Here is a 24,742-nt window from a genome sequence, read left to right on the forward strand (position 1 = left end):
ATCTGGGCGCTATTGGCGCACGATCGAAAGTATGAGCGCGCTTACGTCAGCACCAAGGCTGCATGAATAGAGCGCTACGTAGCAGCAGTTGATTAGTTTTACAACATGAGTACGTTGAAAGGTTGCGCAAGGTAATTGAGTGTGATGGTAAACAGGTCAGACCGGGGCTCACGAAACCTGAACTCACTTTAGAGCCAAGAGCTCGTCAAAGAAATTAGGTGTGGGCCAGCGGATTCCATCAAGGCCAGCAGAGTTCAGTCTGCAACAAGGCCGGATATAAAACTGCATCCTTATCTGTTTGGCAGTACACAAAAAACCTTGGCAAATAGGAGGCGTCCATATAAATATGAGTTGAGCGTGACGCAAGGAATCTTGCACTGGTTTGCGCTACTCAATCATGATGATGCGATATCTTTAGCCGCGATATTTTGGAGTGAATTCGTTGCAACACTCAAACGTGGCCAGGAAATTACTATTGAGCTGAATCAGCTCAAGGATTGGGTGAACAAATTTCCGATTGGATACCGGAAGGGTCAGATCAGTAGCTATTGTGGTGTGCCAAAATAAGCAAAATACCGTATCACACTGCAATATATCGCATCACATAACTAATGATTTGTATGGGAAAAACTGGTGCGGCTGGCTGGAATCGAACCAGCGACCCTTGGCTTCGGAGGCCAATACTCTATCCACTGAGCTACAGCCGCATAAGAGGAACGGTGAAGAGGCATGAAGGATACCGTTTTTCTGCGCGCGCGTCCATGTAAAGCAACGTTTCTCCGTTCCAAATAGTAATTATTGCGACTATAATCAAGGGTTTGGCGGGGGATCGTGTGCTGTTTGGGCGGTTTCAACTGTTTTTTTGCGCCTATCCGGCTACGGCTTTGAAAATTGCACTGAGGGAATCATGAGCGACGCACATAACGAAGAACATCAATCCGCGATCAGAACACCGAAGCAACTGATCATTGCCATTGCAGCGGGCTTTTTGGTCCCCATCATCTGCATCGTATTGCTGGTGCAATACGTTACCGCCGGCAAGAAAGTCGGCGCCGGTTCCGAGGGGCAGACGCCGGAAGCGATTGCCGCCCGTATCAGCCCTGTGGCCGATGCCGGTTTCACCTTCAAAGATGTCAACGCACCGAAGCAATTATTGTCGGGCGAAGAAGTTTTCAAATCCACTTGCGCAGCTTGCCATGCAGCTGGCGTAGCCGGTGCACCTAAGGTCGGCGATGCCGGCGCCTGGGGTCCGCGTCTGGCCGATGGCTACGACAAGGTGGTCGGATATGCGTTGCACGGTTTGCGGGCGATGCCGGCCAAGGGCGGTAATGCCGACCTGGACGATATCGAAGTTGCGCGCGCCGTGGTCTACATGGCCAATCAATCCGGTGGCAAGTTCAAGGAACCGGAAGTGCCGGCGCCCGCTGCGCCAGCCGCTGCTGCCGGTGCATCGGCAAGTGCGGCTGCTTCAGCTTCCGCCGCAGCCAGCGCTGCTTCGGAGCCGGCAGCAAAATAATTCATTCCGCATCCGGAAGTCGTAAAAAAAACCAGTCGAAACATCGACTGGTTTTTTTTCGACCGTGGGCTTGGTCGGCAGATCAATTAGCCGGTTGCTGGCCTTATTGAGCAGGAGCCGGCTCGCGAACATAAATCTCGGCACGGCGATTAACCGCACGATTGGCCGCAGTATCGTTGGCAACCAGTGGCTGGGATGAGCCAAGGCCATCCATACTGATGCGGTTTGGCGCGACGCCGCGGCTGCTCAGGTAGCTGCTGACATTCTGCGCGCGTTGGCGTGACAGCGGGCCGTTGATGGCGTCGGTGCCGGTATTATCCGTATGGCCGTAGACTTCCACCAGCGATGTCGGACTTTGAACCAGTGTTGTCGCCAGCTGGTCCAGGATCGGGCGCAGGGCCGGATTGAGGTCGGCGCGTCCGGTAGCAAAGCCGGTATCGGCTGGAACGTTGACCTTCAGGCGGTTATCCGCAGTTTGAGTGACTTGTACGTTAGTACCGGCAGTAGCTTTTTCCATCGCTGCTTTTTGCTCTTGCTGGCGCTTACCCCAGATATTGCCGCCAACCGCGCCAATTGCAGCGCCAATTGCAGCACCGGCAGCTGTCCGTTTGGCTCCGCCCGGGCCTGCAATACCACCCACCAGGCCACCCAGTACAGCGCCGGCGCCGGCGCCTATGCCCGTGTCTCTTTGGGTTTCTGTCATGTTGGCACAGCCTGCTGTTGCCACGGTAACTGCCAGAACCAGGGCACCGATCTTGAATTTATGCATGGTATTTCCTCTCTAATGTTGAGACAGCATCAGCAAAAAAACCGCATCTCCGGTTGGAGATTGCGGTTATTCGTCGTCCGTTGTTGCCTTGGTATTTCTACTGCTGAAAAATAAGGCGCCGCCGATTGCTGCGATGACGGTTGCGCCGATAAGAAGGGGTTTGCGGGTACCGCGCCTGGATAACCATGAGGCGCCGGTCAGCAGCAGCGGCAGCACGGTGCGCAGATTGCCGGTCTTGAGATTGATCGGATTGCTGAATGCCGAAGAAGCGATACCGGTTATCCGGCCTAGCAAAATGGACGCTACCGATTTGCTGTTCAGGTTAGCGCGCACGATATCGCGCGAGGCGAGCATGTCGGCGCGGAAGGCGGCGCCTTCCGCCAGCAGCATTTGCTTGCGCTCGGCGGTTGAAAGTTTACTGTCCAGCCCTGAGTATCTGCTCATGTCAGGTCCCGTGTTCAAAGTAAGGCGTCACGATCTTTACGCAGCTCTGCCATGGTCACTGGCAAACCGAGCCGGCCCTGGCGCAACACGCTACGCACGTACAGGCCGGTGCCTATCGCAAGAATGGTAAAGAAGACGGCCAGGATCAGCAGTATCTTCCAGCCGAGGGTTTCCCAGGCCAGCACCAGCACCAGGCCGCTCCAGAAGGCCAGGGCAAACCACAAGGCGACCATGCCGAGCGCGCAGACCAGGAATAACTTGAACAGGTGGGAGCCGATCTCGGAGAATTCGAGGGCGGCCAGCTCGATGCGGCTGATCACCAGCGCAAACATGTTCTTGGCGGTGCCGACCAGCCCGGACACCAGACCCGGACTGCCTTGCTTGGCTTGTTGTGGGTTCATGCGAGCCTGATAGTTATATTGCGATTATTTGCGGGAAATGACCAGGCCGACCAGCAAGCCGATACCGGCCGAAATAGCAATTGCTCGCCATGGATTTTCCTGGACGTAGTCGTCGGTGGTGGCGGCGATTTCCTTGCCTGCTTCAATTGCGGCAGCTTGCACGTCTTGTGCCTTAGACACGGCAGAGTCAAGTAGTTCCAAACCTTTGTTACGCAGATCTTCGGCTTTTTCGCCGGTGCTGGTGGCTGCTTCGCGAAACAGTTGTTGCGCATCTTCGACCATGCTGCGGATATCGCTGCGGGTTCTCAGAGTGGATCGGTGCATCGTGTAGCTCCTTCATTCGTAAATTTCAAGTGTAGCAACCGCTTCTGTAAAAAGCTGCGGTGTTACTAACTTAGGCGTATCGATGTGTGTCGATAATACAGGCTCTTATGCCAGTCTGCCAACACAGTGCTTTTTTGATAGTTACTTTGCGTCTGGCGGTCACCCGGTGCGGGCGACTGATGTTGCGGCAATCAAGTTTTATATCGCATTTTTTATTTCTTGTTCTGCAGTTCCGCAATCGCTTCGATGTTGCCGATCTGGATAACAATGGGGCGCAAAGCAATCGTCGCTTGCGCCGGCCGCCAGGCAAACAGCCATTCGTGGTGAGAAGCGTCGCGTTTGGTTTTGCTGAAAGCACTGCCCAGCGGGCTCGGCTGGCCGTAGCTGACAGCGGCGTCAATCCCGGCCCAGTTCGGCAGCACGCGCTGCGCGGCGCGGTGGATCAGCTCGCCGAATTGTTCTGTGTCGTGAATCACCAGGCAGCAATCGGCTGGTGCGAACGCGTTGAACAAGCTGGCGTCACCGCTGCTGCTCATGCTCAAGGTCAGCATTTGCGGCGCCGCCCGGCTTGTCGCGCCGCGCGAATGATGGAGGTTGCTGATTTGCAGACTCTCTGCGGGTGGACGCAAACGGAACTCTCCGAGCGTCAGCGAGCGCTCCAGCCATTGCCGCTCCGAATAACGGTAGAGTTTGGTAGGGCGTTGATAATCTGCGCTTAACATGATGTTTGTCTTTATTCTTTGTGTAACGATGCGAAAATCCCGCGTATTGAAAACTTGCGGCTGGACCGTTGATGGATGCAGCGCGCTATTGCCTGTTCCGTTAAAGATGGAATTCGCCGTTGGCTTCCGGCTGATAGGTCACATCCAGTATGCGCAGCTTTAAAGGCCGCCCGCCCGGACCTTGCCAAGAGATGCTTTGTCCCACCGACAGGCCCAGCAGAGCGCTGCCGACCGGCGCCAGGATCGACACTGCGTCGGGTGCATTGGATGGGCCCGGATAGGCCAGCGTCATGCCGTATTCCGTATTGCTGACTTCATCGACGAAACGCACCGCCGAATTCATCGTGATGACGCCCGGCGGAATTTCTTCGGGAGCTACCACGGTGGCGCGGCCCAGTTCGTTCTGCAAGGCGTCGATGCCGGGCAGGTTGCGGTAGGCGTTCGATGCCATCAATTGTTCAATGCGCTCCAGGTCGAAACTGGAAATGATGAGTGGCGGCTGATTATCCATTGCGATGCTGTCTCGTAAAAAAGGGGATCAAGGGGATAAAGGGGATAAATTTGCGAACGCGGCGAGGCGGAGTCTCACACGGGGTCTGTCTTTGCGTTCCGGCTGGTAGCTCGATGGTAGGCGAGAAGCGCGCTGGAAGCAAGTCGGACGCAATCGCGTCCTGACTGTGGGATAGTGGTTACTCGTCCATCTGCCGTTCTGCGATCGAGCGCAATTGGAAGCGGCCGTCGTTATTGAACAGCCAGCTTTCGGAGATCTCGACTTCGCCTCGTCGCACGAGTCTGCTATCAGGTTTGGGGAAGGGGGCGGCACGGCGTAGCGTTGCCAGCGCGGTTGCTTCGGCCGTGCGGTCTCGATTGGTGCGCAAAATGTCCGCGCGCAGCAGTTGGCCTTCGGCGCCTACAAAATATTTGACGACAATCACGGCGCGCAATAATGCCTGCGGGCGTCCGACGTATACCTCGGTCGAGTTGACCGCGGCAATTCTTTGCGCCAGCCCACGCTTGTAGTCGTCCAGCGTGGTGGCGGTTGAGGTTGCGGTCGAAGTGGTGGAGGACAGCGGCGATTCTGCCAGCTTGTTGGTACAGGCGGCCAGCATGAGCGCGCTGATGGAGTACAAGCCAATCCTGATTCGGGCATTCATCTTAGTCATCTCCATAGATTTTATTGATTATTTTATAAGTATTGATAATTTTTAACGAAAGTCCAAGATGACTGGATTATCCGGCAGCAGCACCGTTGGCAACGATCTCTATCAGGCTGTATTTTGTTAAGACAATCGATATGCGCCTGATGTTCCGTTTCGGCAAACCGACTCGGTAAAAATAATTCCAGAGACGAATTACGGAGAAAATTAAAACCCGTTGCGAACCCCCGCTAACCTAGTAAATACGCGGGTTTGCAGGCGATAATGCAGCACTGCAAAAAACTTTTCAAAACAAAATGCGACGAAGCACTAGCAAATTTAAAAAAACCGTTGTACAATCTGCCCCCTTCAGACGTAGTGACATACGTTAAGAAAATTTGGCTGTCTAAGTGTGCATTTTGGGTGCTTAGCTCAGTTGGTAGAGCGGCGCCCTTACAAGGCGTAGGTCGGGAGTTCGAGCCTCTCAGCACCCACCAAGTGGCCAAATGATCGTAAATGAAGCAGTAGTTTAGGAGTGGTAGTTCAGTTGGTTAGAATACCGGCCTGTCACGCCGGGGGTCGCGGGTTCGAGTCCCGTCCACTCCGCCAGAACATGAAAAAGACGACCGCAAGGTCGTCTTTTTTTTCGCCCGCAATTTAAGGTGCTATCAGAACCGATCGCCGATGGTACGGGTAATCGCAGTACCCTCGGATTTTTGCAGCAGAAGCTTGCCATTGCGGATCACCAGGGTTTCGCTGCTCTTATCCCTGGTTTCGGCGATCCTGCCGACCGGCCCGATGGCCATGCTGATATTGGTGGCGACCTTTACCTCGGCGCTCTTGCGATCCTTGCCTATCTCGATATGCTCGATGGTGACCTGGTAATTGGTCGATATGCCGCCTTGCCTTCCGGCTTGGGCCAGCGATTCAAACATCTTGTCGTACTTGTCGCAGGTTTCTTCCTTGTCGAAATTCTCTTGGAGCCGTCCCTGGCTGGTGGAGTTGATGCCGGTACGCGTGAAATCCTTGCTCAGCATGGCGCACAACTCCTTGCCGCGGCCATTCAGGAGGTGCTCGGTGGCAGTGTCGTAAAAGCGTGTGACGCTCGCCTCATCGACGGAATTTTGACGATTCCAGTACCAACCGCCTATCCCGACGGCAACTAATAACAAAATAATGACTCTCATGGTGCCCTGAACCCCTTAAAACGCTAAAGACGCCTAAAATTTACTGCGCCACTTATGCCGATGCGGCTTAATTTCCCAGTAAGCTATAGAATATCTGTAGTGCAATAATTTTGATACATAACTTAATTCCGCATCCGTGCGATCACCAGAACATGGCATTATTGTTTCTCTTTGGCACCATGTCCTGCACCCATTTCTCCCGAAACATGAATCGCTGTCGGTCATACGTGACCGCTGGTTGCCTATGAGGGTGAATAAAACAATGGCAATCAACGGGAAGTCGGAGACATGAAACAGCAACGACGAAAAGAAGTGAATGCGATGGCATTGGGCATGCTCGGGCGTGCTGCCTTGAGCAGCCTGCTGGATACCCTGCTGCTGTGGGGTTTTGCCCGCGCCGGGGTGATCGAGCCGGAAATCGCGCTGCTTTACGGCATGGCCGTGGTGATAACCAACGGTATTTTCTACCTGATAATCCGTGGCGGCTTCAACCGGGGTTACAAGGATCCGGCCCTGACGTTCCCGCAAGTGGTCATCGCCTTGCTGCTACAGACCGGATTCATGATCCTGGCGCCGCAGGTAGGCTACCTGTTCCTGATCAATTTCTTCATCATCTACGGCTTCGGGGTACTGGGGCTGAGTACCTTCTGGTACGTGGTGAGCTGGCTGATCGGTTCGCTAGCCCTGGTGCTGGCTTTCAGCGTGGCCGGAGCGCACCTGCGGCTACCGGTGGCGAACAATTTCAGCCAGTTGCTGGTGTGCCTGTCCTTCATCCTGACGCTGGGCCGTTGCATCTACCTGACCAATATGCTGAGCCGCATGCAGCGCAAGATCATGGAAAAGAACCAGCAACTGGTGCTGGCGATGAAACGGGTCCAGGAGCTGGCTACCCGCGATGAGCTGACCAATATCGAAAACCGCCGTTCGCTGATGGAAATCCTGGCGGTCGAGCAAAAGCGATTCCAGCGTGGCGGCACGCCTTTCTGCATCGCGATCCTGGATCTGGACGGCTTCAAGTCGGTTAACGACAATTTTGGCCACGCTGCCGGTGATATGGTGCTGAAGACTTTTGTTGAGATCGTGCGTAATGAAATGCGCCTGAGCGACCACTTTGCCCGTTACGGCGGCGACGAGTTCGTACTGGTGTTGACCGGCACCACAGTGCAAGAGGGGGTGACGGCGCTGGACCGGATCTGCGCCGAGACCGAGATGTACGACTGGAGCAAGTTCGGCAAGGATATTATTTTGACGGCCTCCATCGGGATTACCGATTTCCGCCCGGGCGAGAGCATCGACGAGGCATTCCAGCGCGCCGACATGGCGCTGTACGGTGCCAAGGCGGCAGGCCGTAACCGCGTCATGATCAGCCCTGACAGTTTCGAGTCTTCCGACGGCGGCACCACCATCAGGGCTTTCTAAGGGTTAGAGCAATGGCGGGCCGGGGTTTCAGACCGCCGGTTCGCCACCCAGCGCAAATACCAGGTCGCCCAGCATCTTGTTGAGCTCGCCGGTCATCAGCATCATGTCGGAATCGAAACGTTCGTCGTCATTCTTGCTGCTGGTGTCGTTGCCTTCCTTCAGCACGTCTAGCGGGGCGATACGCTTGATTGCCAGCGATTCGGTCAGCACGAAGGAAATGTGGTCGGCCCAGGTCATTGCCAGCCGCGTGCATTGCTTGCCGGAGGCGATATGACGCCGCACGTCGTCGGCTTCGATAGTGTGGCGCACATAGCGCACGGTGGCCTTGCCTTCGCCGGCGGCGCGTAATTCGGTGTCCTGATCCACGGTAAAGCCGTGCGGCGCTTCGTCCGATGCCAGCCAGTTGGTCATCGAGGTCAGCGGCGAATGGGCAGTGCGCAGACCCGAAACCAGCAATTTGTCGACGGATCCCAGCAACAGTTTGAGGATTTCTTCTGCCTTGGTCGGACTGGCGGCGTCGATCACCAGCCAGCCGTTGACCGGATCGATCCAGACCCAGGTATTGCGCTGGATACTGAACGCGCGCGGCAGCAGTTCGTCAGTAACTTGTTCCTTGAGATCTTTCAATTGCTTGCGGCCGGGCGCATAGCCTTGTTGCTCTTCAATTTCCGCGGCACGCGCCTTGGTCACCTGATTGACGACCGTGGCCGGCAATAATTTCTTTTCCGTACCCAGCAAAATCATCATCTGGCGATTTACGGTATGCACCAGCATGCCGTTGTCGCGCGGCGACAGCCAACCCTGGCTTTGCAATTCCAGGCTGCTGCACTTGGCAAATGCCTGCGGCGCCAGGAACGCCTCCAGTTGTTCGGCCGAAATGGCCCATGGTGCGGGAATACGGTAGATCTGCAGATTTTTAAACCACATATTGTTCCAATAAAAAAATAACGACAATTGCTCTGTTCCCAACCGGCTAAGCAGGGGGAGTTCAGGGAGCAAAGCAATCAAATGAGATGGCTAAACAAGCAGGGCGGATGAGCGTAGCGCTAATTCTTGCAGCTGTCGCCAGGCTTGCCTGAAAAGTGTGCAGGACGGGAGGTGCTATCCTCTCCGGCCTGCCAGATGAGCTTCGATCTAGTCTCGATCAAATGCCCATATTGGTCAAGGTATCCGCAATTTCACGCAATACAGGTTGCAGATGCGGATGACGTACCGCCAGACGAGCAGAAATGCCTTGGGCGCGTTCTATCAGGGCGGAGCGGATATCGGAGGCGGGTTCTGACGCCGTCGACGTTGGCGTCGTTGTTGTGGCCTCCGAAGATTTCAGCAATTCCTGGATGTCGGTATCCAGCGATTGCAGCAAGCCGTTCAACTCGCTGTCCACCGTGCCGCTGCTTTCCAGCGTGCTGCGGAGTTTTTCCAGCGATGTCTTGATGTTGTCTATGCTCATGGTATTACTCCTGGAGTGGTTTTGCTGTAGTGCTTATCATCTCACGCGGCTCTCGGCTTCTGCAACAAAGCCTTCAAATTGGCCAGACGATTTTGCGGAGTGATCTGTTCAGCCTCGGTTGGCATGGCGTCGCCCTCGTCGAGCCGCATTTCCTTGACGAAGCGTGATATTTCACAAACAACCGATTCGCCGGCGCGCTTGCGCTTCTTGCACCAGCTGACATGCAAACTGCGCTGGGCGCGCGTGATGCCGACATACATCAGGCGCCGTTCTTCTTCGATCCGGGCAGCGATAGTCTCAGGCGGTGCATCCGGATCGCCCTTATGCGGCAAGATGCCCTCCTCGACCCCGATCAGGAACACATGCGGATATTCCAGGCCCTTGGAAGCGTGCAAAGTCGACATGCGTACCGCATCCGGTTCCTCGTCGCGACCTTCCAGCATCGACATCAGCGCCACCATCTGGGTCAGCTCTAGCAGATTGCGCTCTTCGCCGGCGCCATCCTTGCCGCCGGTGCCTTTTTCCTTCAGCCAGTTGGTGAAGTCCAGCACGTTCTGCCACTTGCCTTGCGCCGCACGGTCGTCGAAGCTATCGTACAGATAATGTTCGTAATTGATTTCCTTCATCATGTCGTCCAGCACGGCGGCGGCATTCTCACCGCTGCCGGCAGGGCCGACGCGGCTGGCGCGGGCTTCCAGCTGATTGATGAAATGGCAGAATTCACGCAGCGGATAGAGCTGGCGATCGGTCAGCTTGGCTTCGATGCCGCCCTTGAACACCGCTTCGAACAGCGAACATTGCCATTGCCCGGCCACAGTGCCTAACACTTCCAGCGTAGCCTGGCCGACGCCGCGCTTGGGCGTGGTGATGGCGCGGATGAAGGCCGGATCGTCGTCCTCGTTGGCGATCAGGCGCAGGTAACTGATGATGTCCTTGATTTCGGCGCGGTCGAAAAAGCTCTGGCCGCCCGACATCGTGTACGGGATGCGTTCGCGCCGCAGGGCTTTTTCAAAGGTCCGCGCCTGATGGTTGCCGCGGTACAGGATGGCGTAATCGGAAAATTTGGCGCGCCGCTCGAAGCGATGCGCCGACAGCATGATCGCCACCTGCTCCGCTTCCTTTTCGTCGTCCTCCATGCCCATCACCTTGATCGGATCGCCCAGCCCGTGTTCCGACCACAGTTTTTTGTCGAACAGCTTGGGATTGTTGCCGATCACCGCGTTGGCGGCTTGCAGGATGCGGGTCGAGGAACGGTAGTTTTGTTCCAGCTTGATTACTTTCAAGTCGGGGAAATCGACCTGCAGGGTTTTGAGGTTTTCGATGGTAGCGCCGCGCCAGGCGTAGATCGCCTGGTCGTCGTCGCCCACCGCGGTGAACATCGGCTTCTTGCCAAGCCCCGTCACCAGCAGCTTGACTAGTTCGTACTGGCAGGTGTTGGTATCTTGATATTCATCGACCAGCAGATAGCGCAGCCGTCGTTGCCATTTATCGCGCACCGCTTCATTGCTGCGGAACAGTTCCACCGGCAGGCGGATCAGATCGTCGAAATCGACCGCCTGATAGGCCGCCAGCGTCGCCACATAGCTGCGGTAAATCCGCGCTGCCTGCGCTTCGTCTTCGGTAACGGCTTGCTTGATGGCTTGTTCGGGATCGATCAGGCCGTTCTTCCATAGCGACATGGCGGTCTGGATACGGCGGATCAGCTGTTTATCGGTGGTAATCGCCAGGTCTTGCACAATCGAAAAGCAGTCGTCGCTATCCATGATGGAGAAGCGATCTTTCAAGCCCAGTTCGCGCGCTTCCTGGCGCAGGATCTTGACCCCCAGCGAATGGAAGGTGCTGACGGTGATGTGCTTGGCTTGTTTCGGGTTTTTCAGGAGCTTGGCGATACGCTCCTGCATTTCGGTGGCAGCCTTGTTGGTAAAGGTGAGCGCGGCGATATGCTTGGGGTCGTAACCGCAATCCTCGATCAGATGCTGGATTTTCTGCGTAATCACGCGTGTCTTGCCCGAGCCAGCGCCGGCCAGCACCAGACAGGGGCCGTCGAGGTACTTGACGGCTTCCCGTTGGGGAGTATTGAGACCGAAATTGGGAGTAGACGACATAAGTTACAGCGCAGCGACTGACCTGAAGGAGCAAAGCGCTGTATTTTAACAGTGCGCGAGGGGCGGGTACGGTTGCTGGCGTGTTGTATCAGCGAGTTGCAGCAGCTTTAGTGCTGAATATGGGACAATCCGTTATCAACTATCTTGCCGGACATGCCATGAAATTCAGTCATCTGATCGAAATCAACGATCCCCTTAACCCGCTGATCGACTCTTTGACCCGCGAACAGCTATGGCGAGGGCTCGTGATGCGGGCTGAACAGCCGAAGTTGTTTGTTGAACATCTGGACGATTGCAGCCTGTCCGACAAATCGGTGCAGTCGGTGACGCGTGAATTGCGGTATGGCAAAGTAATCGTCAAGGACGTGGTCAGTTACCTGCCGCAGTTGCAGGTGCGCTATCAGGTGCCCAAACAGCAAGATATCGGCGGCTCCAGCCTGATCATGACGATTGAAGAACCCGGACCGGACATGTTGTTCGTACGGTTTGAGTATGAAGACGAGGCGGTTGAGCGGCAACCGGCGGCGCAAGCCGAACAGGAATTTTATGACGAATTCCGGCGCTCGGCTTATGAAGAAGCTGACATCGACACCATTCGAGTGATCCGCGAACTGGCTGCAGAGGGCCGGCTAGGGTAACAATTGCAGGTTTGAGTAAACGCTTCAGCGGAAATTGTTTTCCACTGCAAACTTGATCAGTTCCGCCTGCCCCTCGATCTCCAGCTTGCGCTTGATATTCAGCCGGTGGGTTTCAACGGTGCGCACGCTTAAATCCAGCTCGCGCGCGATCTGCTTGTTCGATTCGCCATTGGAGATATGTTGCAATACCTGGCGTTCGCGCGCGGTCAGTAATTGCCCCGGCGTCATCGGCCGCGCCAGTTTTTGCGCCAGCGCGGCGCTGTAGTACATGCCGCCGGAAATCACGGTTTCTATCGCATGCACGATGTCCTTGCCGGGCGCATCCTTCAATACATAGCCGCGGGCGCCAGCCTGCACCGACTGCATCAGGTATTCGGTCTTGTCGTGCATGCTCAGGATCAGCACCGCGATTTCCGGGAAGTCGACGTGAAAGCGCGCGGTCAGGTCGATGCCGTTGATGCTGCCGCGCAGATTGATATCCATCAGGATCAGGTCGATCGGCTGCTGTTCCGCGCGTTGCAAAGCTTCTTCGGCGCTGCCGGCTTCGGCCACGATGGCGAACGTCGGTACGGCTTCAAGCCGCGCCCGCAAGCCGTCGCGCACCAATGGGTGATCGTCGACCAGCATGATTTTTGTGACTGTTTCAGACATAGGAATAGTGTGGGTGCGGAATGGTTGCGAGCACCGTGGTGCCTGCTGCTGAAGAACTGACCTTGAGGGTACCGCCAACCGCTTCCAGCCGCTCAACCATATTGCGCAGGCCGATGCCGCGTTTCGGATTGCCGTCGATCTGATCGACATCGAAACCGACGCCGTTATCTTGCACGGTCAGGGTAATCGCTTGCGCATCGCCTTGCAACAGCACATTGATCTGCGTTGCCTGGGAATGGCGGGAGATGTTGGTCAAGGCTTCCTGGGCGATGCGGAACAACACCGTATTGGCGACCGCAGGCATGCCGTCGGTACTGCCGGTGTGCTTGAACGTGATCGGAATGCCGGCATGTTCCAGCCATTCATGTGTCAGATGATCAAGTGCCGCCGCTAACCCGAGATCATCCAGGATCGCCGGCCGCAGATCGTGCGAGATGCGGCGCACCTCACCTAATACGTCATTGAGCTGGCCGGCAGTGCGTTCGAAAGTCGCGCGGGCGGCGGCGATCTGTTGCGGCCCGCTGTCGAGCCTGGCGATGGCGGCTTCGATCTGCAATTTGATCGATACCAGCCACTGGCTGATGCCGTCGTGCAGGTCGCGCGAGAGCCTGGCCCGCTCCTCCTCCTGCGAGCGCACCACGCGTTGCGCCAGGACTTTAAGTTTGGCGTCAGCCACCCGATGTTCGCTGATGTTCAATACCAGTCCCGATACACCTACCGCCAGCGCGCTGAGGATTGCGATGGCGGTAATCCACCACATGGTGTTGCGGATATTGCCGGATACCTGGGCGTCGATCTGGTTCAGTGCTTCGTCGACGTCATCGAGATAGATGCCGGTGCCCAGCATCCAGCCCCAGTTGGGCAGCGCCACCACATAACCGAGTTTGGGCGCGACATGGTGGCTGGACGGTTTTTCCCACAGGTAGCGCTCAAAGCCACCGCCGCTTTTGGCGCGTTCTATCAGATGCTGGATAGTCAGGCTGCCGTTGGCGTCTTTCATATCCCACAGATCTTGTCCGACCAGTTCCGGCTGGCGCGGATGCATCAGGCTCTTGCCTTGCATGTCGTAGATAAAGAAGTAACCGTCGTCGCCATAAGATAACTTGGCCAGGATTGCCTTTGCCTCGTCCAGCGTGGCCGGATCGTTACGGCCGGAATCGTACAGATGGGCGATCGAACGCGTGGCCAGCGCCACGTAGTGCTTCAGCTCGGCTTCCTTGCTGGCCAGATAGGCCGCCTGGATTGTTGCGCGTTGCTGCTGGCCAAGCGAAATCGCCTGGTGGCGCACCGCCAGGGCGATCGCGCATAGCGCCAGGATCAGGGGAACGATGGCCAGGAAGATGATTTTTTGCCGTAATTTCATGGCGTTACTTTACTCGGAATCGCGAGGGATTCACAAAAAACGTCTAGTAAGCCGACGCGAATTTCCACTTCGACTACGTAGTGCTACGTAAGCACATTGCGTAGTTCCTCGCTTGTCCACAAATCGCATATGCCAAATACTTTGGCCGCGGCCTCGATGCTGCGGCGGCGCACTCTGCCGCCTGATAAAAACAATATTCCACAACATCCAATCCCGCCTGGGAGGAGAACAATGAATCGTCTATTTTCAAAAATGGGCTGGCTTGCGCTGGCCCTGCTTGGTGCATTCGCGTTTGGCTATATCGGCCTGCAACGTGGCGAATCCATCAGTGCTATCTGGATCGTGATTGCCGCTGTCTGCGTCTATCTGATCGCCTACCGTTTCTACAGCCTCTACATTTCCGACAAAGTACTGGGTCTCGACGCCACGCGCATGACGCCTGCCTATAAGTACAACGACGGGCTGGACTATGTTCCGACCAACAAGAATGTCTTGTTCGGCCATCACTTTGCCGCAATTGCCGGCGCTGGTCCGTTGGTCGGCCCGGTGCTGGCCGCGCAGATGGGTTATCTGCCGGGCATGTTGTGGATCTTGGCCGGTGTGGTGTTTGCCGGCGCGGTGCAGGACTTGATGGTGTTGTTTATCTCAACCCGCCGCGACGGTCGCTCGCTGGGCGATCTGATCAAGTCCGAGTTGGGCACGGTACCGGGCGTGATCGCTTTGTTCGGCACTTTCATGATCATGGTGATCATCCTGGCGGTGCTGGCGTTGATCGTCGTTAAAGCGCTGGCAGAATCGCCGTGGGGTACTTTCACGGTCGCGGTGACTATCCCGATCGCCTTGTTCATGGGCGTGTATACCCGCTATCTTCGGCCGGGACGTATCGGCGAAATTTCGCTGATAGGCTTTGTGTTGTTGATGTTGGCGATTGTCGGCGGCCAGTATGTGCAGGAACATCCGGTATTGGGCGCCATGTTCACCTTCACCGGTAAGGAACTGACCTGGATGCTGATCGGTTACGGTTTCATCGCTTCGGTGCTGCCGGTCTGGCTGTTGCTGGCGCCGCGTGATTATTTGTCGACTTTCCTCAAGATCGGCACCATCGTCGGCCTGGCGCTGGGTATCGTGTTCGTTGCGCCGGAGCTGAAAATGCCGGCCTTCACCCAATTCATGGACGGCTCCGGCCCGGTCTGGTCAGGCAGCTTGTTCCCCTTCCTGTTCATTACCATAGCCTGCGGCGCAGTATCCGGTTTCCACGCGCTGATCGCTTCCGGCACCACGCCGAAACTGCTGGAAAACGAACGCCATGCGCGCTTCATCGGCTACGGTGCGATGCTGATGGAGTCGTTTGTCGCCATCATGGCGTTGATCGCGGCATCCTGCATCGAGCCAGGCGTGTATTTTGCGATGAACAGTCCGGCCGCGTTGATCGGCACTACCGTTGAAACGGCAGCGCAAGCCGTGTCGCAATGGGGTTTCCATGTAACGCCGGAAATGCTGGCACAGGTGGCTAAAGACGTCGGCGAGCACAGCATCATTTCCCGCGCCGGCGGGGCACCGACGCTGGCGGTCGGCATGGCGCACATCTTGTCGAGCATCGGCGGCGGAAAAGTGATGATGGCGTTCTGGTATCACTTTGCGATTCTGTTCGAAGCGCTGTTCATCCTGACCGCAGTCGATGCGGGCACGCGCGCCGGTCGTTTCATGCTGCAGGATCTGCTCGGTACTTTCGTGCCATCCATGCGCAAGATCGATTCGCTGCCGGCCAGCCTGATTGCGACCGCTTTGTGCGTCGCCGGCTGGGGTTATTTCCTGTACCAAGGCGTAGTCGATCCGCTGGGCGGCATCAATACCTTGTGGCCTTTGTTCGGCATTTCCAACCAGATGCTGGCGGGGATCGCCTTGATTCTGGCGACCTGCGTATTGTTCAAGATGAAGCGCGACCGCTTTGCCTGGGTCACCATCGTGCCGACCGTCTGGATTCTGATTTGCACCTTGACCGCAGGCTGGCAAAAAATATTCGACGCCAATCCACGCGTCGGCTTCCTGACCCACGCCGCCAAGTATCAGGCTGCGCTGGCAGAAGGAAAATTGCTGGCGCCGGCGAAATCGATCGCGCAAATGCAGCAGGTGATCTTCAACGATTACCTGGATGCAGGCCTGGCCGCTTTCTTCATCCTGGTGCTGGTGAGCATTCTCGGTTTCGGCATCAAGACCGTGCTGGCTGCGCGCGCGAGCCATCGCCCGAGCACCAGCGAAACTCCGTTTGAATCATTACCGGCGAGCGCTCTGCCGTCCGCCTGAAAGGTTGGTCATGCTGGAAGAATTATCGAAAGCCGGGCGCTATCTCGGGCAAACCATGCGGCTGATGGTGGGTTTGCCTGAGTACGGCACTTACGTCACGCATATGGAAAACACCCATCCTGGCGAACCGATGATGAGCTACGAAGAGTTTTTCAAGGAACGCCAGGAAGCGCGCTATGGCGGCAATGGCCGGGTTGGCCGCTGCTGCTAGCTGCTTAAAAATTAGGCGTCCTGTGGGGGATGTTTGTGCCGACCGGTTCGCCGGTCGGCATTTTTTTCGCCCTGTTTTCAGCCGTTCAATTGACCGTTACAAGCGCCTGGCGCTTGTTGTCCTTGTTGTGCATTGTGATACAGGCTGACGACACGCGGCAGGCGGCCGATGAACATGCCGTTAAAGATGCCATAAAGTGCGCAGACAACGGCTGTAAATGCGGCATCGTGCGCTAACGCCGGATGCATCGCCAGCGTCACCCCGACCGTATATTTGGTCAGGAAAATCCCCATCATCAGCATCAATGGCAGCCAGCTACCGCGCTGGAACACCACCCCGCGTTCCGGATAAGCAGTTACGCGATCCTTCCTGAACAGGCGCCAGTTCAAGCTCGCCGCGACGGTGGCCGCCAGCAGCCAGCACAGCATAGGCAGCGGCGTGACGCCGAACACAGTGGACACGCCCTGCCAGGACAGCGCCAACATTACCAGCGGAATAATGGCCAGCTTTTTCAGCGTCAGTTCGCGATCGATACTGGCCAGGACGCCGCGATAGATCAGGAAAGCCAGTAGAGCCCAAACCCAAAGCGGTGTGTGTGAAATGATCTGTGCAAGCATGTCGTTCTCCGGTTGATTGATCTGCGGCGATTATCTGGTCGCCGCAGAAGCGGGAGAAGCGCAAAGCGACGAAATGCAGGAATACGTCGTGAATCGACAGCCAGGGAGGATGGCGCACTGCCCCAATTGGCAAAACCCTAGCGGATTTCTGCCGAATACTGGAAACGCTCAGCCGGCACAAAGGAAGTGCGCCACTCGACCGGTTCGCCGGCGTGATCCAGCATCAGCCGCTCGACGCAGATCGCCACTGTCTTGGTTTTCAGCTTGAACACGGAAGCATTGGCCCGGTTCAGCGGCTTCGCTGTCAAATCATCGATGGCGCGCGAGACCAGCACGTCGCATTCGCTCTCATAGACGGGATACAGGGATGCAGGAGAATTGTTTTTCAGATATTTTTGCAGCTTCCTGAAGCGCGCCAGCGGCAACCAGATATGTTCCGACAGCACGATTTCATCATCTAAAGAACGAGTGCGATGCAGATACAGCGCTTTGTCGCGAGGCTTGAGCTTGAGTTTATCCGCCACCGCAACGGGCGGTATGGCGGTGGTCATCGACCGGATCTCAGCGGTCGGCAGCTGGTTTTTAGCTTTAACGTGTTGCCGCACGAAACGCAGCATCGATGAGCGTTCGGCAGCACGCGCGACGAATGTCCCGCGTCCGCGCACGCGATCGACGACGCCGTCGGTGACTAGCGCGTCCAGCACCTTGCGCATGGTGCCGACTGCAATTTCATATTCGGCGGCCAGTTTGTCCTCGGATGGCAGCGCTTCATCAGCGGCCCAGCTACGCAAAGCGATCCTTTGGAGCAGATCGTCACGGACTTGCAGATAACGCGGCAAGCGCGGATCAGACCCGTTTTCTATCGGGAGAGACGCATTTTTTTGCGAGAGAGACGCGTTTTTTTGAGAGAGAGGCGTTTTTTTTGCGTTTTTTTTGATCAGCATTAACAACATTTCAAACTTGGAACGGGTCCGCAATTTACCAAGTTCCGGTTGTTTTTACAATACATATGTGAATCTCTACTTCTATACAGAACCAGAGATTCACATATTGGTTCAGCTTTGTTTCAACGCTACGTTTGCCGGACGCGACTTGCGCTCGGCCAGCCACAACAACAGGATCGCCACTACCGAATAAATCCAGTAGTCGACCGGCACGCCGCCAAGCCAATGCTTATGCCACGGGACGTCGACCGGATTGAAGCGTCCCAGTCCATAAGCCGGGTTGAGTACAAACCACAGCCAGTCTTCGCTGATCCAGAACACCATGATGGATGCCATGATCCGGGCTTCGGCGCGCCAGTCCCAACTGCCGTTGAACCAGATCGGATAGTGGAACATCAGCGCAATGAAAGGGAAAATCCAGGCGTGATAACCGGTCATGGCGCGGCCGCCCCAGAAGATGTCGAGTAGCCAGTGATGTTCGATGCGCCAGGTCGGCAAGTTGGCGGCCCAGCCGGCGGCGCCCTCGATCTGGATTTCTACATTGGCGAAAAAAAAGGCAGTCAGCACCGCCCAGAACAGCATGCCGAACAAGCGGCGGAAAGGTGTCGTTGCGGTCATGTGGATATCGTATGAAATTGAGAATCGAGTTTGCTAAAGACAGTTTGCAGCACCGCGCGGCCGGCATGCGGGCGGCCCAACGTCAGGCTGTGCTGCCGCAGGCGTTGAAGCTGTTCCGGCTGTTGCAGCAGTTGCTGAACCCGGAATGCCAGTGCGGTCAGGTCGATCGCTTTCAGCGCTGCGCCTTGTTCCAGCAGATAGTCGGCGTTGCGTTCTTCCTGGCCCGGGATCGGCGAGTGGATGATCATCGGTACCCCCATCGCCAGGCATTCGGAGGTAGTCAGGCCGCCCGGTTTGGTAATCGCCAGATCGGCGCACGCCATCAATTGTTCCACGTGGTGGGTAAAGCCGAAAGGAAACAGGCGGCCGGGATGGGCCGCTGCCAGTTGCTGCAGGTTGGCTAGCAGCGTGGCGTTTTTACCCGCCAGCGCCACCAGCTGGAAATCGTCGGTCAGCTCCAGCAGCCGTTGCACGGTCTTATCGAGATCGCCGATACCGGCGCCGCCCGACATCATCAGGATAATCTTGCGGTCGGGATCCAGGCCGAATTGCTGTGCGCACCGCCGGCGATCCAGCGGTTGCCCGAATCCCGGCATGATCGGGATGCCGGTCACGTGTACCGCATCGGCCGCCAGGCCGCGCGCCCGCATGCGATAGGCGATTTCTTCGGTGGCGGCAAAATAACCGCGCATCAGCGGTTGCAGCCACATGCTGTGCAAATCGAAATCCGTAACTTGTACCCAGACCGGGCACACCACACGCTGGCTGCCGATTTCGCGCGCGAGCAATTCGGCCGGCAGGAAGTGGGTACAAATGATGGCGTCCGGCGCCGCCGCCTGGATCGCGGCACGCAAGGGGCGGGTGCTGATGCGTTCAATCGCACGCCGCAGTTTTTGCGTTGGCGAGTTGGTCAAGGCCTTGTCGCTCTTTTGGTAAACATAGCCCCACAACGCAGGATGGCGATTTACCAGATGCAGATAAAAATCGGTATATACCGCACGGAACCCGGCGGGTACGTAGTCCATCGCATCCAGGTGGATCGCTTCGGTGTCGGGGAATTCGGCGGCGGCATAGGCCCTGAGCGCCTCGGCGGCGCGCATGTGGCCGGCGCCGGCGGAGACGCTTAACAGTAATAGTTTACGTGGGCGCGGGGCTTTGACTGGCTTATGAATAATATGCTCCGGCCATCATCGGTTTGCTGCCGGTAATGCAAAAGTGACTACTTTCAAGCATACTCCTTGCAATCTGCATTCGGATTTTTACCGGGCACTCCTGCCCGAACACGCTGATGATAGGGATAAATCAGCGCTGAGTAAAATGACATTTATGACAAACAATCCCCGTCTCTGAAAGATAGCAATATGCCCGCGACTCGCAAACCGCTGGACGGTTTGGCCATGAGCCTGATGTTGATACTGTGCCTGTGCTGGGGGCTGCAACAAGTTGCAATCAAAGTGGCGGCGCCCAGCATCTCGCCGATTCTGCAAAACGGCTTGCGCTCGGCTGTGGCGGTAGTGCTGGTGAGTGGCCTGATGTGGTGGCGCGGCAGTAAATTTTCGCTGACCGACGGCACCTTCTGGCCGGGACTGGCAACCGGCTTGTTGTTTGCCGGCGAATTCCTGTGCGTCTCTATCGGCTTGAATTACACCACCGCTTCGCACATGTCGGTCTTTGTTTACACCGCGCCGATTTTCACCGTGCTGGGTTTACACTGGCTGGTGCCGGGCGAACGTTTCGGCGTCACCCAATGGCTAGGTGTGATTGCCGCATTTGCCGGGATTACCGTGGCCTTTGCCGGTGGCTTTGAAGCCGGCGCGGGATTCAGCCGTATGCTGATCGGCGATGCGTTGGGTGTGCTGGCTGCCGTATTCTGGGCCGCCACCACGATCATGATCAAGCGCAGCGTCCTCACCAACGCCTCTCCCAGCATGACCTTGTGGTACCAGCTGGCGATAGCCGCATTGACGCTGCCGCTGGTGGCCCTGGTTTCGGGGCAGACTGAAGTAGCGCCGCTGACCGGCATCATGTGGGTGAGCCTGGTGTTCCAGTCGTTGATAGTCGCTTTCGGCAGTTTCCTGGCCTGGTTCTGGATGTTGCGCCGCTATCTCGCTTCGCGGCTGACGGTGTTTTCTTTCCTGACGCCGTTGTTCGGTGTCAGTTTCGGCGTATTGCTGCTGGGTGATCCGATCGGTTTGCCATTCGTATTCGGTGCGTTGCTGGTGTTGAGCGGGATTGTGCTGGTGAATTGGCAAAGCAAATAAAAAATGCGGATAAACGGTTCTCACTGTTTATCCGCATTAAATTTGGCAACCCGCAAAAAGCGGATCAAATCCACAAAGTTCTTAGGCCTTGAAAGTTCCTTCGGAAACCAACGCTTGCAACGGCAAACGTGGACTTGGCGCTTCCTTGGCGCGCAAACCTTCCGGCAACATGGCTTTGTCGCCGATCTTGCCGATGGCTACCGCAGCTTCAATCGCGAAATCGGCCGGGATGTTCAATTCCTTACGTGTCTTTTCCTTGTCGAAGCCAGCCATGCCGTGTGCATGCCAACCGGACAAGCTGGCTTGCAGCGCCAGGTAGCCCCAGGCTGAACCGGCGTCGAAAGAGTGGGTCGGCATCGGGTGTTCTTCGCTGCTGCCCGGTGGCGCAAAGGTGGTTTTCGACAAGATGATCACCAATGCCGCCGCATTTTCCGCCCAGCTGCGATTGAAATCGTTGAGCAAAGGCAGCAGGTTGTTCCAGTGCGGTGTGCCGCGGCGTGCGAAGACGAAACGCCAAGGTTGCGAGTTGTAGGACGATGGCGCCCAGCGTGCCGCTTCCAGGATGGTCAGCAATTCTTGTTCGGAAATCGCGTCATTGGCATAGGCGCGTGGCGACCAGCGGCTGAGGAACTGCGGATGGGCAGGGTGGTCGGCTACACGTGGTGTGGACTGGGTCATGAGGTTCCTGTAGATAAATTAACAAGGCAAAATCGTTGCGGCCAAGGGCGGTTTAGATGTGTTTCAGAAACGTTTCATAAACTTGTCAAAAATGCTCTGGCCGAGACGCAGCATCTTAGCAGCAGTTTTTGATGCTTGCAGCGCGCGGCTGGATTTACAGGATGTTGTAATCTGGCACGGGCATGCAGGGTGAAGATTGCCCCGCCAAGCCGGTATAATCGAGAATAATCAAGTGAATGGGGCAGTCCCATAGACTTTTCGCATTAATCCAGTACGGCCTCCGTACTATTGACCACCTATCCTATGCTTGCACCACAGAAACAACAGATCATCGACCTTTTCAATGCTGCCTTGCAGCCTATTATTGCCGGCAGCGAGTTGCAGCCGACAGTGACGCTGGAGCGTCCGCGCGACCCGTCACACGGCGACGTCGCCTGCAATATCGCCATGCAACTGGCCAAGCCGCTGAAAAAGAACCCGCGTGAACTGGCGCAAGCCTTGGTAGCGGCGGTACTGGCCAGCACCGAACATCGCGATCTGATCGAAACGGCAGAAATCGCCGGCCCCGGCTTCATCAACCTGCGTTTGACGGCGGCGGCCAAGCAGCAAGTGGTCAAGACCGTGCTGCAAGAGGGCGCCGACTACGGCAAGAGCAAGCTTGGCGCCGGCAAAAAAGTGCTGGTGGAGTTTGTTTCCGCTAATCCGACCGGACCTTTGCATGTCGGCCACGGTCGCCAGGGCGCGCTTGGCGATGCCATGTCTGCGTTGTTCGAGATGCAAGGTTACGACGTCACCCGCGAGTTTTATTACAACGACGCCGGGGTCCAGATCGCTACCCTGGCGACTTCAGTGCAGGCGCGCGCCAACGGCTTCAAGCCGGGCGATGCGGAATGGCCGGAAAATGCTTACAACGGTGATTACATTGCCGATATTGCGCAGGATTTCCTGGCGAAGAAGACGGTTGCCGCCAGCGATGGCGAACCGGTCACCGCCAGTGGCGACATTAACGATATCGAGTCGATCCGCAAATTCGCCGTCGCTTACCTGCGCCGCGAGCAGGATCTGGATTTGCTGGCCTTCGGCGTCAAGTTCGATAACTATTACCTCGAATCGTCGCTATACAAGGACGGCAAGGTCAATGCCACAGTCGAGGCCTTGATCGCTGCCGGCGTCACCTATGAGCTGGACGGCGCATTGTGGCTGCGCACAACCGACTACGGCGACGACAAAGACCGCGTGATGAAGAAGTCCGACGGCACCTACACCTATTTCGTGCCCGACGTTGCTTACCATATCGTCAAATGGCAGCGCGGCTTCGGCAAGGTCATCAATGTCCAGGGCAGCGATCACCATGGCACGATTGCGCGGGTACGCGCCGGCCTGCAAGCCGTCAACATGGGAATTCCGCAAGGCTATCCCGACTACGTGCTGCACAAGATGGTGACCGTGATGAAGAACGGCGAGGAAGTGAAAATTTCCAAGCGCGCCGGTTCGTATGTCACGGTGCGCGACCTGATCGAATGGTCGTCTGGCGAGGATGGCGCTACAGATGGCGCGCAGGACAACGGCGCACCGCGCGACCTGACCCGCGGCCGCGACGCCGTGCGGTTCTTCCTGATCTCGCGCAAGGCTGATACTGAATTCGTATTCGATGTCGATCTGGCGCTGGCCAAATCCGACGAAAATCCGGTCTACTACGTGCAATACGCCCACGCCCGGATCTGTTCAGTGCTGGCGCAATGGACTGGCGACGAAGCCGGCATCGGCAGCGTCGACCTGAGCCCGCTGACAGCACCGCGCGAGGCCAGCCTGCTGGCCAAGCTGGCCGAATATCCGGATATGCTGCAGCATGCGCTGGAAGAGCTGGGACCGCACCAGGTTGCATTTTATCTGCGCGATTTGGCGGGTGAGCTGCATAGCTACTACAATGCTGAGCGGGTTCTGGTTGACGATGAAGCGCTCAAGATGGCGCGCCTCGCCTTGATGTACGCAACCCGCCAGGTGTTGCGCAACGGCTTGGCGCTGATCGGCGTATCGGCGCCAGCCCGCATGTGATGTAAATCTACAATCGGCGATCTCTGGCAGCCGTTGCCGGAGACGGTTTGTAATCGTCTGCAATAAGGATGTCATTGGGGAAGTATGAGCAAACTTAACAACAAGCAAGCTGGCGGTACCTTACTGGGCCTGATTTTCGGCCTGATTATCGGATTGGCGATTGCCGTCGTGGTGGCGATCATGATCACCAAAACCCCGACGCCGTTTACCAACAAGACTACCAAGACCGAAAAAACACCAGATGTCGCCACCGCACCGGCGGCATCTACATCGGCAGCGCCATCGAACGATCTGCCGGATCCGAACAAGTCGCTGTACGGTAACAAGGATGCGGCGAAGGAAGCAGCCAAGGCGTTTACTCCTCCGGCTACCGCTACTACACCGTCCGCCGACGGTACGCCGCCGCCAAGCCCGGCTGCAGAGAAAAAGCTGGATGCACTGGTTGCCAAGGCGCAGGACAGCAAGTTACCTCCTGTCGTCGATAAATCGACCGCCGACAAGACCAAGAAAGCGGCCGGCGACATCGCCGAAGCCAAAACCAAAGCCGCTGCGGCTGACGACAACTGGATTTATTTCCTGCAGGTCGGCGCCTTCCGTGAGCAGGGCGAAGCTGAAAGCGCCAAGGCCCGATTGGCTCTGATGGGTTTCGAAGCCAAGATCAGCGAACGCCAGGCCGATACCGGTTCTTTGTATCGGGTACGGGTCGGGCCATTTAATCAGTTGGAAACAATGAACCGGATACGCGGAAAGTTGTCAGATAACGGCGTTAATGCAGCAGTGGTACGGGCTGCGAAATAACAGGCTTCGATTACAAGTAAGTGAATGTTTTTGTTTGTGATTTATGCGGTTTGTTTAATCTAACTGGTTGGGAATGGTGTGAGTGGCCACAAGGTTAAACCCGGTGGCAGCTTGATTTTTTCCCGTAAATA

26 protein-coding genes and 3 tRNA genes are annotated in these 24,742 nt (G+C 56.6%); 10 read left to right on the forward strand and 19 right to left on the reverse strand.

What is annotated here, in order from left to right:
• Window positions 1-631: 631 nt before the first annotated feature.
• Window positions 632-707, reverse strand: a tRNA-Arg gene (locus BM029_RS18730).
• A gap of 200 nt (window positions 708-907) precedes the next feature.
• Here BM029_RS18730 and BM029_RS18735 point away from each other — a divergent pair.
• Window positions 908-1,516, forward strand: a complete 609-nt coding sequence (locus tag BM029_RS18735) for a c-type cytochrome (RefSeq protein WP_092438606.1) — start codon at window positions 908-910, stop codon at window positions 1,514-1,516.
• A 103-nt stretch (window positions 1,517-1,619) separates the two neighbouring features.
• Here BM029_RS18735 and BM029_RS18740 read toward each other — a convergent pair whose 3' ends face one another.
• From BM029_RS18740 to BM029_RS18770, 7 genes are all read right to left on the reverse strand, one after another.
• Complete coding sequence (locus BM029_RS18740) at window positions 1,620-2,285, reverse strand: YiaD family glycine zipper/OmpA-like lipoprotein (RefSeq protein ID WP_092438608.1); 666 nt, start codon at window positions 2,283-2,285, stop codon at window positions 1,620-1,622.
• A 66-nt stretch (window positions 2,286-2,351) separates the two neighbouring features.
• Window positions 2,352-2,729 carry a hypothetical protein gene (locus BM029_RS18745; RefSeq protein ID WP_139217285.1) on the reverse strand — a complete coding sequence of 126 codons (378 nt, stop codon included), beginning with the start codon at window positions 2,727-2,729 and terminating at the stop codon, window positions 2,352-2,354.
• 14 nt (window positions 2,730-2,743) lie between these two features.
• Window positions 2,744-3,130, reverse strand: coding sequence for a phage holin family protein (locus BM029_RS18750; protein WP_092438612.1), 387 nt, complete (start codon window positions 3,128-3,130; stop codon window positions 2,744-2,746).
• Window positions 3,131-3,154: 24 nt separating this feature from the next.
• On the reverse strand, window positions 3,155-3,454 hold the full coding sequence (locus tag BM029_RS18755; RefSeq protein ID WP_092438614.1) for an ElaB/YgaM/YqjD family protein: 300 nt from the start codon (window positions 3,452-3,454) through the stop codon (window positions 3,155-3,157).
• A gap of 212 nt (window positions 3,455-3,666) precedes the next feature.
• Entirely contained in the window at window positions 3,667-4,176 is a 510-nt protein-coding gene (locus BM029_RS18760; protein WP_092438615.1) for a hypothetical protein, read from the reverse strand.
• A 100-nt stretch (window positions 4,177-4,276) separates the two neighbouring features.
• Window positions 4,277-4,687, reverse strand: coding sequence for a nucleoside diphosphate kinase regulator (gene rnk / locus BM029_RS18765; protein WP_092438617.1), 411 nt, complete (start codon window positions 4,685-4,687; stop codon window positions 4,277-4,279).
• 178 nt (window positions 4,688-4,865) lie between these two features.
• Window positions 4,866-5,330, reverse strand: coding sequence for an energy transducer TonB (locus tag BM029_RS18770; protein ID WP_170851139.1), 465 nt, complete (start codon window positions 5,328-5,330; stop codon window positions 4,866-4,868).
• Between the two features lie 403 nt (window positions 5,331-5,733).
• On the opposite strand from BM029_RS18770, the gene BM029_RS18775 reads away from it, so the two are divergent.
• Together BM029_RS18775 and BM029_RS18780 are read left to right on the forward strand one after the other, a co-directional pair.
• A tRNA-Val gene (locus BM029_RS18775) sits at window positions 5,734-5,809 on the forward strand.
• Between the two features lie 35 nt (window positions 5,810-5,844).
• Window positions 5,845-5,921: transfer RNA gene (locus BM029_RS18780), tRNA-Asp, on the forward strand.
• Window positions 5,922-5,980: 59 nt separating this feature from the next.
• Here the strand turns inward: BM029_RS18780 and BM029_RS18785 are convergent.
• Window positions 5,981-6,499: a hypothetical protein gene (locus BM029_RS18785; RefSeq protein WP_092438619.1), complete on the reverse strand. Its 519-nt coding sequence runs from the start codon at window positions 6,497-6,499 to the stop codon at window positions 5,981-5,983.
• Between the two features lie 288 nt (window positions 6,500-6,787).
• On the opposite strand from BM029_RS18785, the gene BM029_RS18790 reads away from it, so the two are divergent.
• Window positions 6,788-7,918 (forward strand): GGDEF domain-containing protein, encoded by a 1,131-nt coding sequence (locus BM029_RS18790; RefSeq protein ID WP_092438621.1) that lies wholly within the window; start codon window positions 6,788-6,790, stop codon window positions 7,916-7,918.
• Window positions 7,919-7,945: 27 nt separating this feature from the next.
• Here BM029_RS18790 and BM029_RS18795 read toward each other — a convergent pair whose 3' ends face one another.
• From BM029_RS18795 to BM029_RS18805, 3 genes are all read right to left on the reverse strand, one after another.
• A complete protein-coding gene (locus BM029_RS18795) occupies window positions 7,946-8,845 on the reverse strand; it encodes a recombination-associated protein RdgC (RefSeq protein WP_092438623.1) in 900 nt (299 codons plus the stop codon).
• Window positions 8,846-9,062: 217 nt separating this feature from the next.
• Window positions 9,063-9,368, reverse strand: coding sequence for a DUF4404 family protein (locus BM029_RS18800; RefSeq protein WP_092438625.1), 306 nt, complete (start codon window positions 9,366-9,368; stop codon window positions 9,063-9,065).
• A 41-nt stretch (window positions 9,369-9,409) separates the two neighbouring features.
• Window positions 9,410-11,473, reverse strand: coding sequence for a UvrD-helicase domain-containing protein (locus BM029_RS18805; RefSeq protein ID WP_092438627.1), 2,064 nt, complete (start codon window positions 11,471-11,473; stop codon window positions 9,410-9,412).
• A 158-nt stretch (window positions 11,474-11,631) separates the two neighbouring features.
• Between BM029_RS18805 and BM029_RS18810 the strand changes: the two genes are divergently transcribed.
• Window positions 11,632-12,111, forward strand: a complete 480-nt coding sequence (locus BM029_RS18810) for an SRPBCC family protein (RefSeq protein WP_092438697.1) — start codon at window positions 11,632-11,634, stop codon at window positions 12,109-12,111.
• Window positions 12,112-12,135: 24 nt separating this feature from the next.
• On the opposite strand, the gene BM029_RS18815 is transcribed toward BM029_RS18810, so the two are convergent.
• Entirely contained in the window at window positions 12,136-12,762 is a 627-nt protein-coding gene (locus tag BM029_RS18815; RefSeq protein ID WP_092438629.1) for a response regulator, read from the reverse strand.
• Window positions 12,755-14,125 (reverse strand): cache domain-containing protein, encoded by a 1,371-nt coding sequence (locus tag BM029_RS18820; RefSeq protein ID WP_092438631.1) that lies wholly within the window; start codon window positions 14,123-14,125, stop codon window positions 12,755-12,757. The genes BM029_RS18815 and BM029_RS18820 overlap by 8 nt, the downstream gene beginning before the upstream one ends.
• Window positions 14,126-14,356: 231 nt before the next feature.
• On the opposite strand from BM029_RS18820, the gene BM029_RS18825 reads away from it, so the two are divergent.
• The gene (locus BM029_RS18825) at window positions 14,357-16,429 is read left to right on the forward strand and encodes a carbon starvation CstA family protein (protein WP_092438633.1); all 2,073 of its coding nucleotides are present in this window, start codon (window positions 14,357-14,359) and stop codon (window positions 16,427-16,429) included.
• Window positions 16,430-16,439: 10 nt separating this feature from the next.
• Window positions 16,440-16,640 (forward strand): YbdD/YjiX family protein, encoded by a 201-nt coding sequence (locus BM029_RS18830; RefSeq protein ID WP_041742732.1) that lies wholly within the window; start codon window positions 16,440-16,442, stop codon window positions 16,638-16,640.
• Between the two features lie 77 nt (window positions 16,641-16,717).
• Here the strand turns inward: BM029_RS18830 and BM029_RS18835 are convergent, their stop codons facing one another.
• From BM029_RS18835 to BM029_RS18850, 4 genes are all read right to left on the reverse strand, one after another.
• Window positions 16,718-17,257 carry a DUF6622 family protein gene (locus BM029_RS18835; protein WP_092438635.1) on the reverse strand — a complete coding sequence of 180 codons (540 nt, stop codon included), beginning with the start codon at window positions 17,255-17,257 and terminating at the stop codon, window positions 16,718-16,720.
• 137 nt (window positions 17,258-17,394) lie between these two features.
• Window positions 17,395-18,096, reverse strand: a complete 702-nt coding sequence (locus BM029_RS18840; RefSeq protein ID WP_244545123.1) for a GntR family transcriptional regulator — start codon at window positions 18,094-18,096, stop codon at window positions 17,395-17,397.
• A 216-nt stretch (window positions 18,097-18,312) separates the two neighbouring features.
• On the reverse strand, window positions 18,313-18,819 hold the full coding sequence (locus tag BM029_RS18845; protein ID WP_092438639.1) for a hypothetical protein: 507 nt from the start codon (window positions 18,817-18,819) through the stop codon (window positions 18,313-18,315).
• Complete coding sequence (locus tag BM029_RS18850) at window positions 18,816-19,919, reverse strand: MGDG synthase family glycosyltransferase (protein ID WP_092438641.1); 1,104 nt, start codon at window positions 19,917-19,919, stop codon at window positions 18,816-18,818. The genes BM029_RS18845 and BM029_RS18850 overlap by 4 nt, the downstream gene beginning before the upstream one ends.
• Window positions 19,920-20,180: 261 nt before the next feature.
• On the opposite strand from BM029_RS18850, the gene BM029_RS18855 reads away from it, so the two are divergent.
• Window positions 20,181-21,080 carry a DMT family transporter gene (locus BM029_RS18855; protein ID WP_092438643.1) on the forward strand — a complete coding sequence of 300 codons (900 nt, stop codon included), beginning with the start codon at window positions 20,181-20,183 and terminating at the stop codon, window positions 21,078-21,080.
• A gap of 81 nt (window positions 21,081-21,161) precedes the next feature.
• On the opposite strand, the gene BM029_RS18860 is transcribed toward BM029_RS18855, so the two are convergent.
• Complete coding sequence (locus tag BM029_RS18860) at window positions 21,162-21,758, reverse strand: nitroreductase family protein (protein WP_092438645.1); 597 nt, start codon at window positions 21,756-21,758, stop codon at window positions 21,162-21,164.
• A gap of 303 nt (window positions 21,759-22,061) precedes the next feature.
• Here BM029_RS18860 and argS point away from each other — a divergent pair, with 303 nt between their 5' ends.
• Together argS and BM029_RS18870 are read left to right on the forward strand one after the other, a co-directional pair.
• Window positions 22,062-23,813, forward strand: a complete 1,752-nt coding sequence (gene argS / locus BM029_RS18865; protein ID WP_092438647.1) for an arginine--tRNA ligase — start codon at window positions 22,062-22,064, stop codon at window positions 23,811-23,813.
• Window positions 23,814-23,897: 84 nt separating this feature from the next.
• Window positions 23,898-24,611 (forward strand): SPOR domain-containing protein, encoded by a 714-nt coding sequence (locus tag BM029_RS18870; protein WP_092438649.1) that lies wholly within the window; start codon window positions 23,898-23,900, stop codon window positions 24,609-24,611.
• The last annotated feature ends 131 nt before the right edge of the window (window positions 24,612-24,742 follow it).

Source organism: Collimonas sp. OK607, assembly GCF_900111995.1.
Taxonomy (GTDB): domain Bacteria; phylum Pseudomonadota; class Gammaproteobacteria; order Burkholderiales; family Burkholderiaceae_D; genus Collimonas.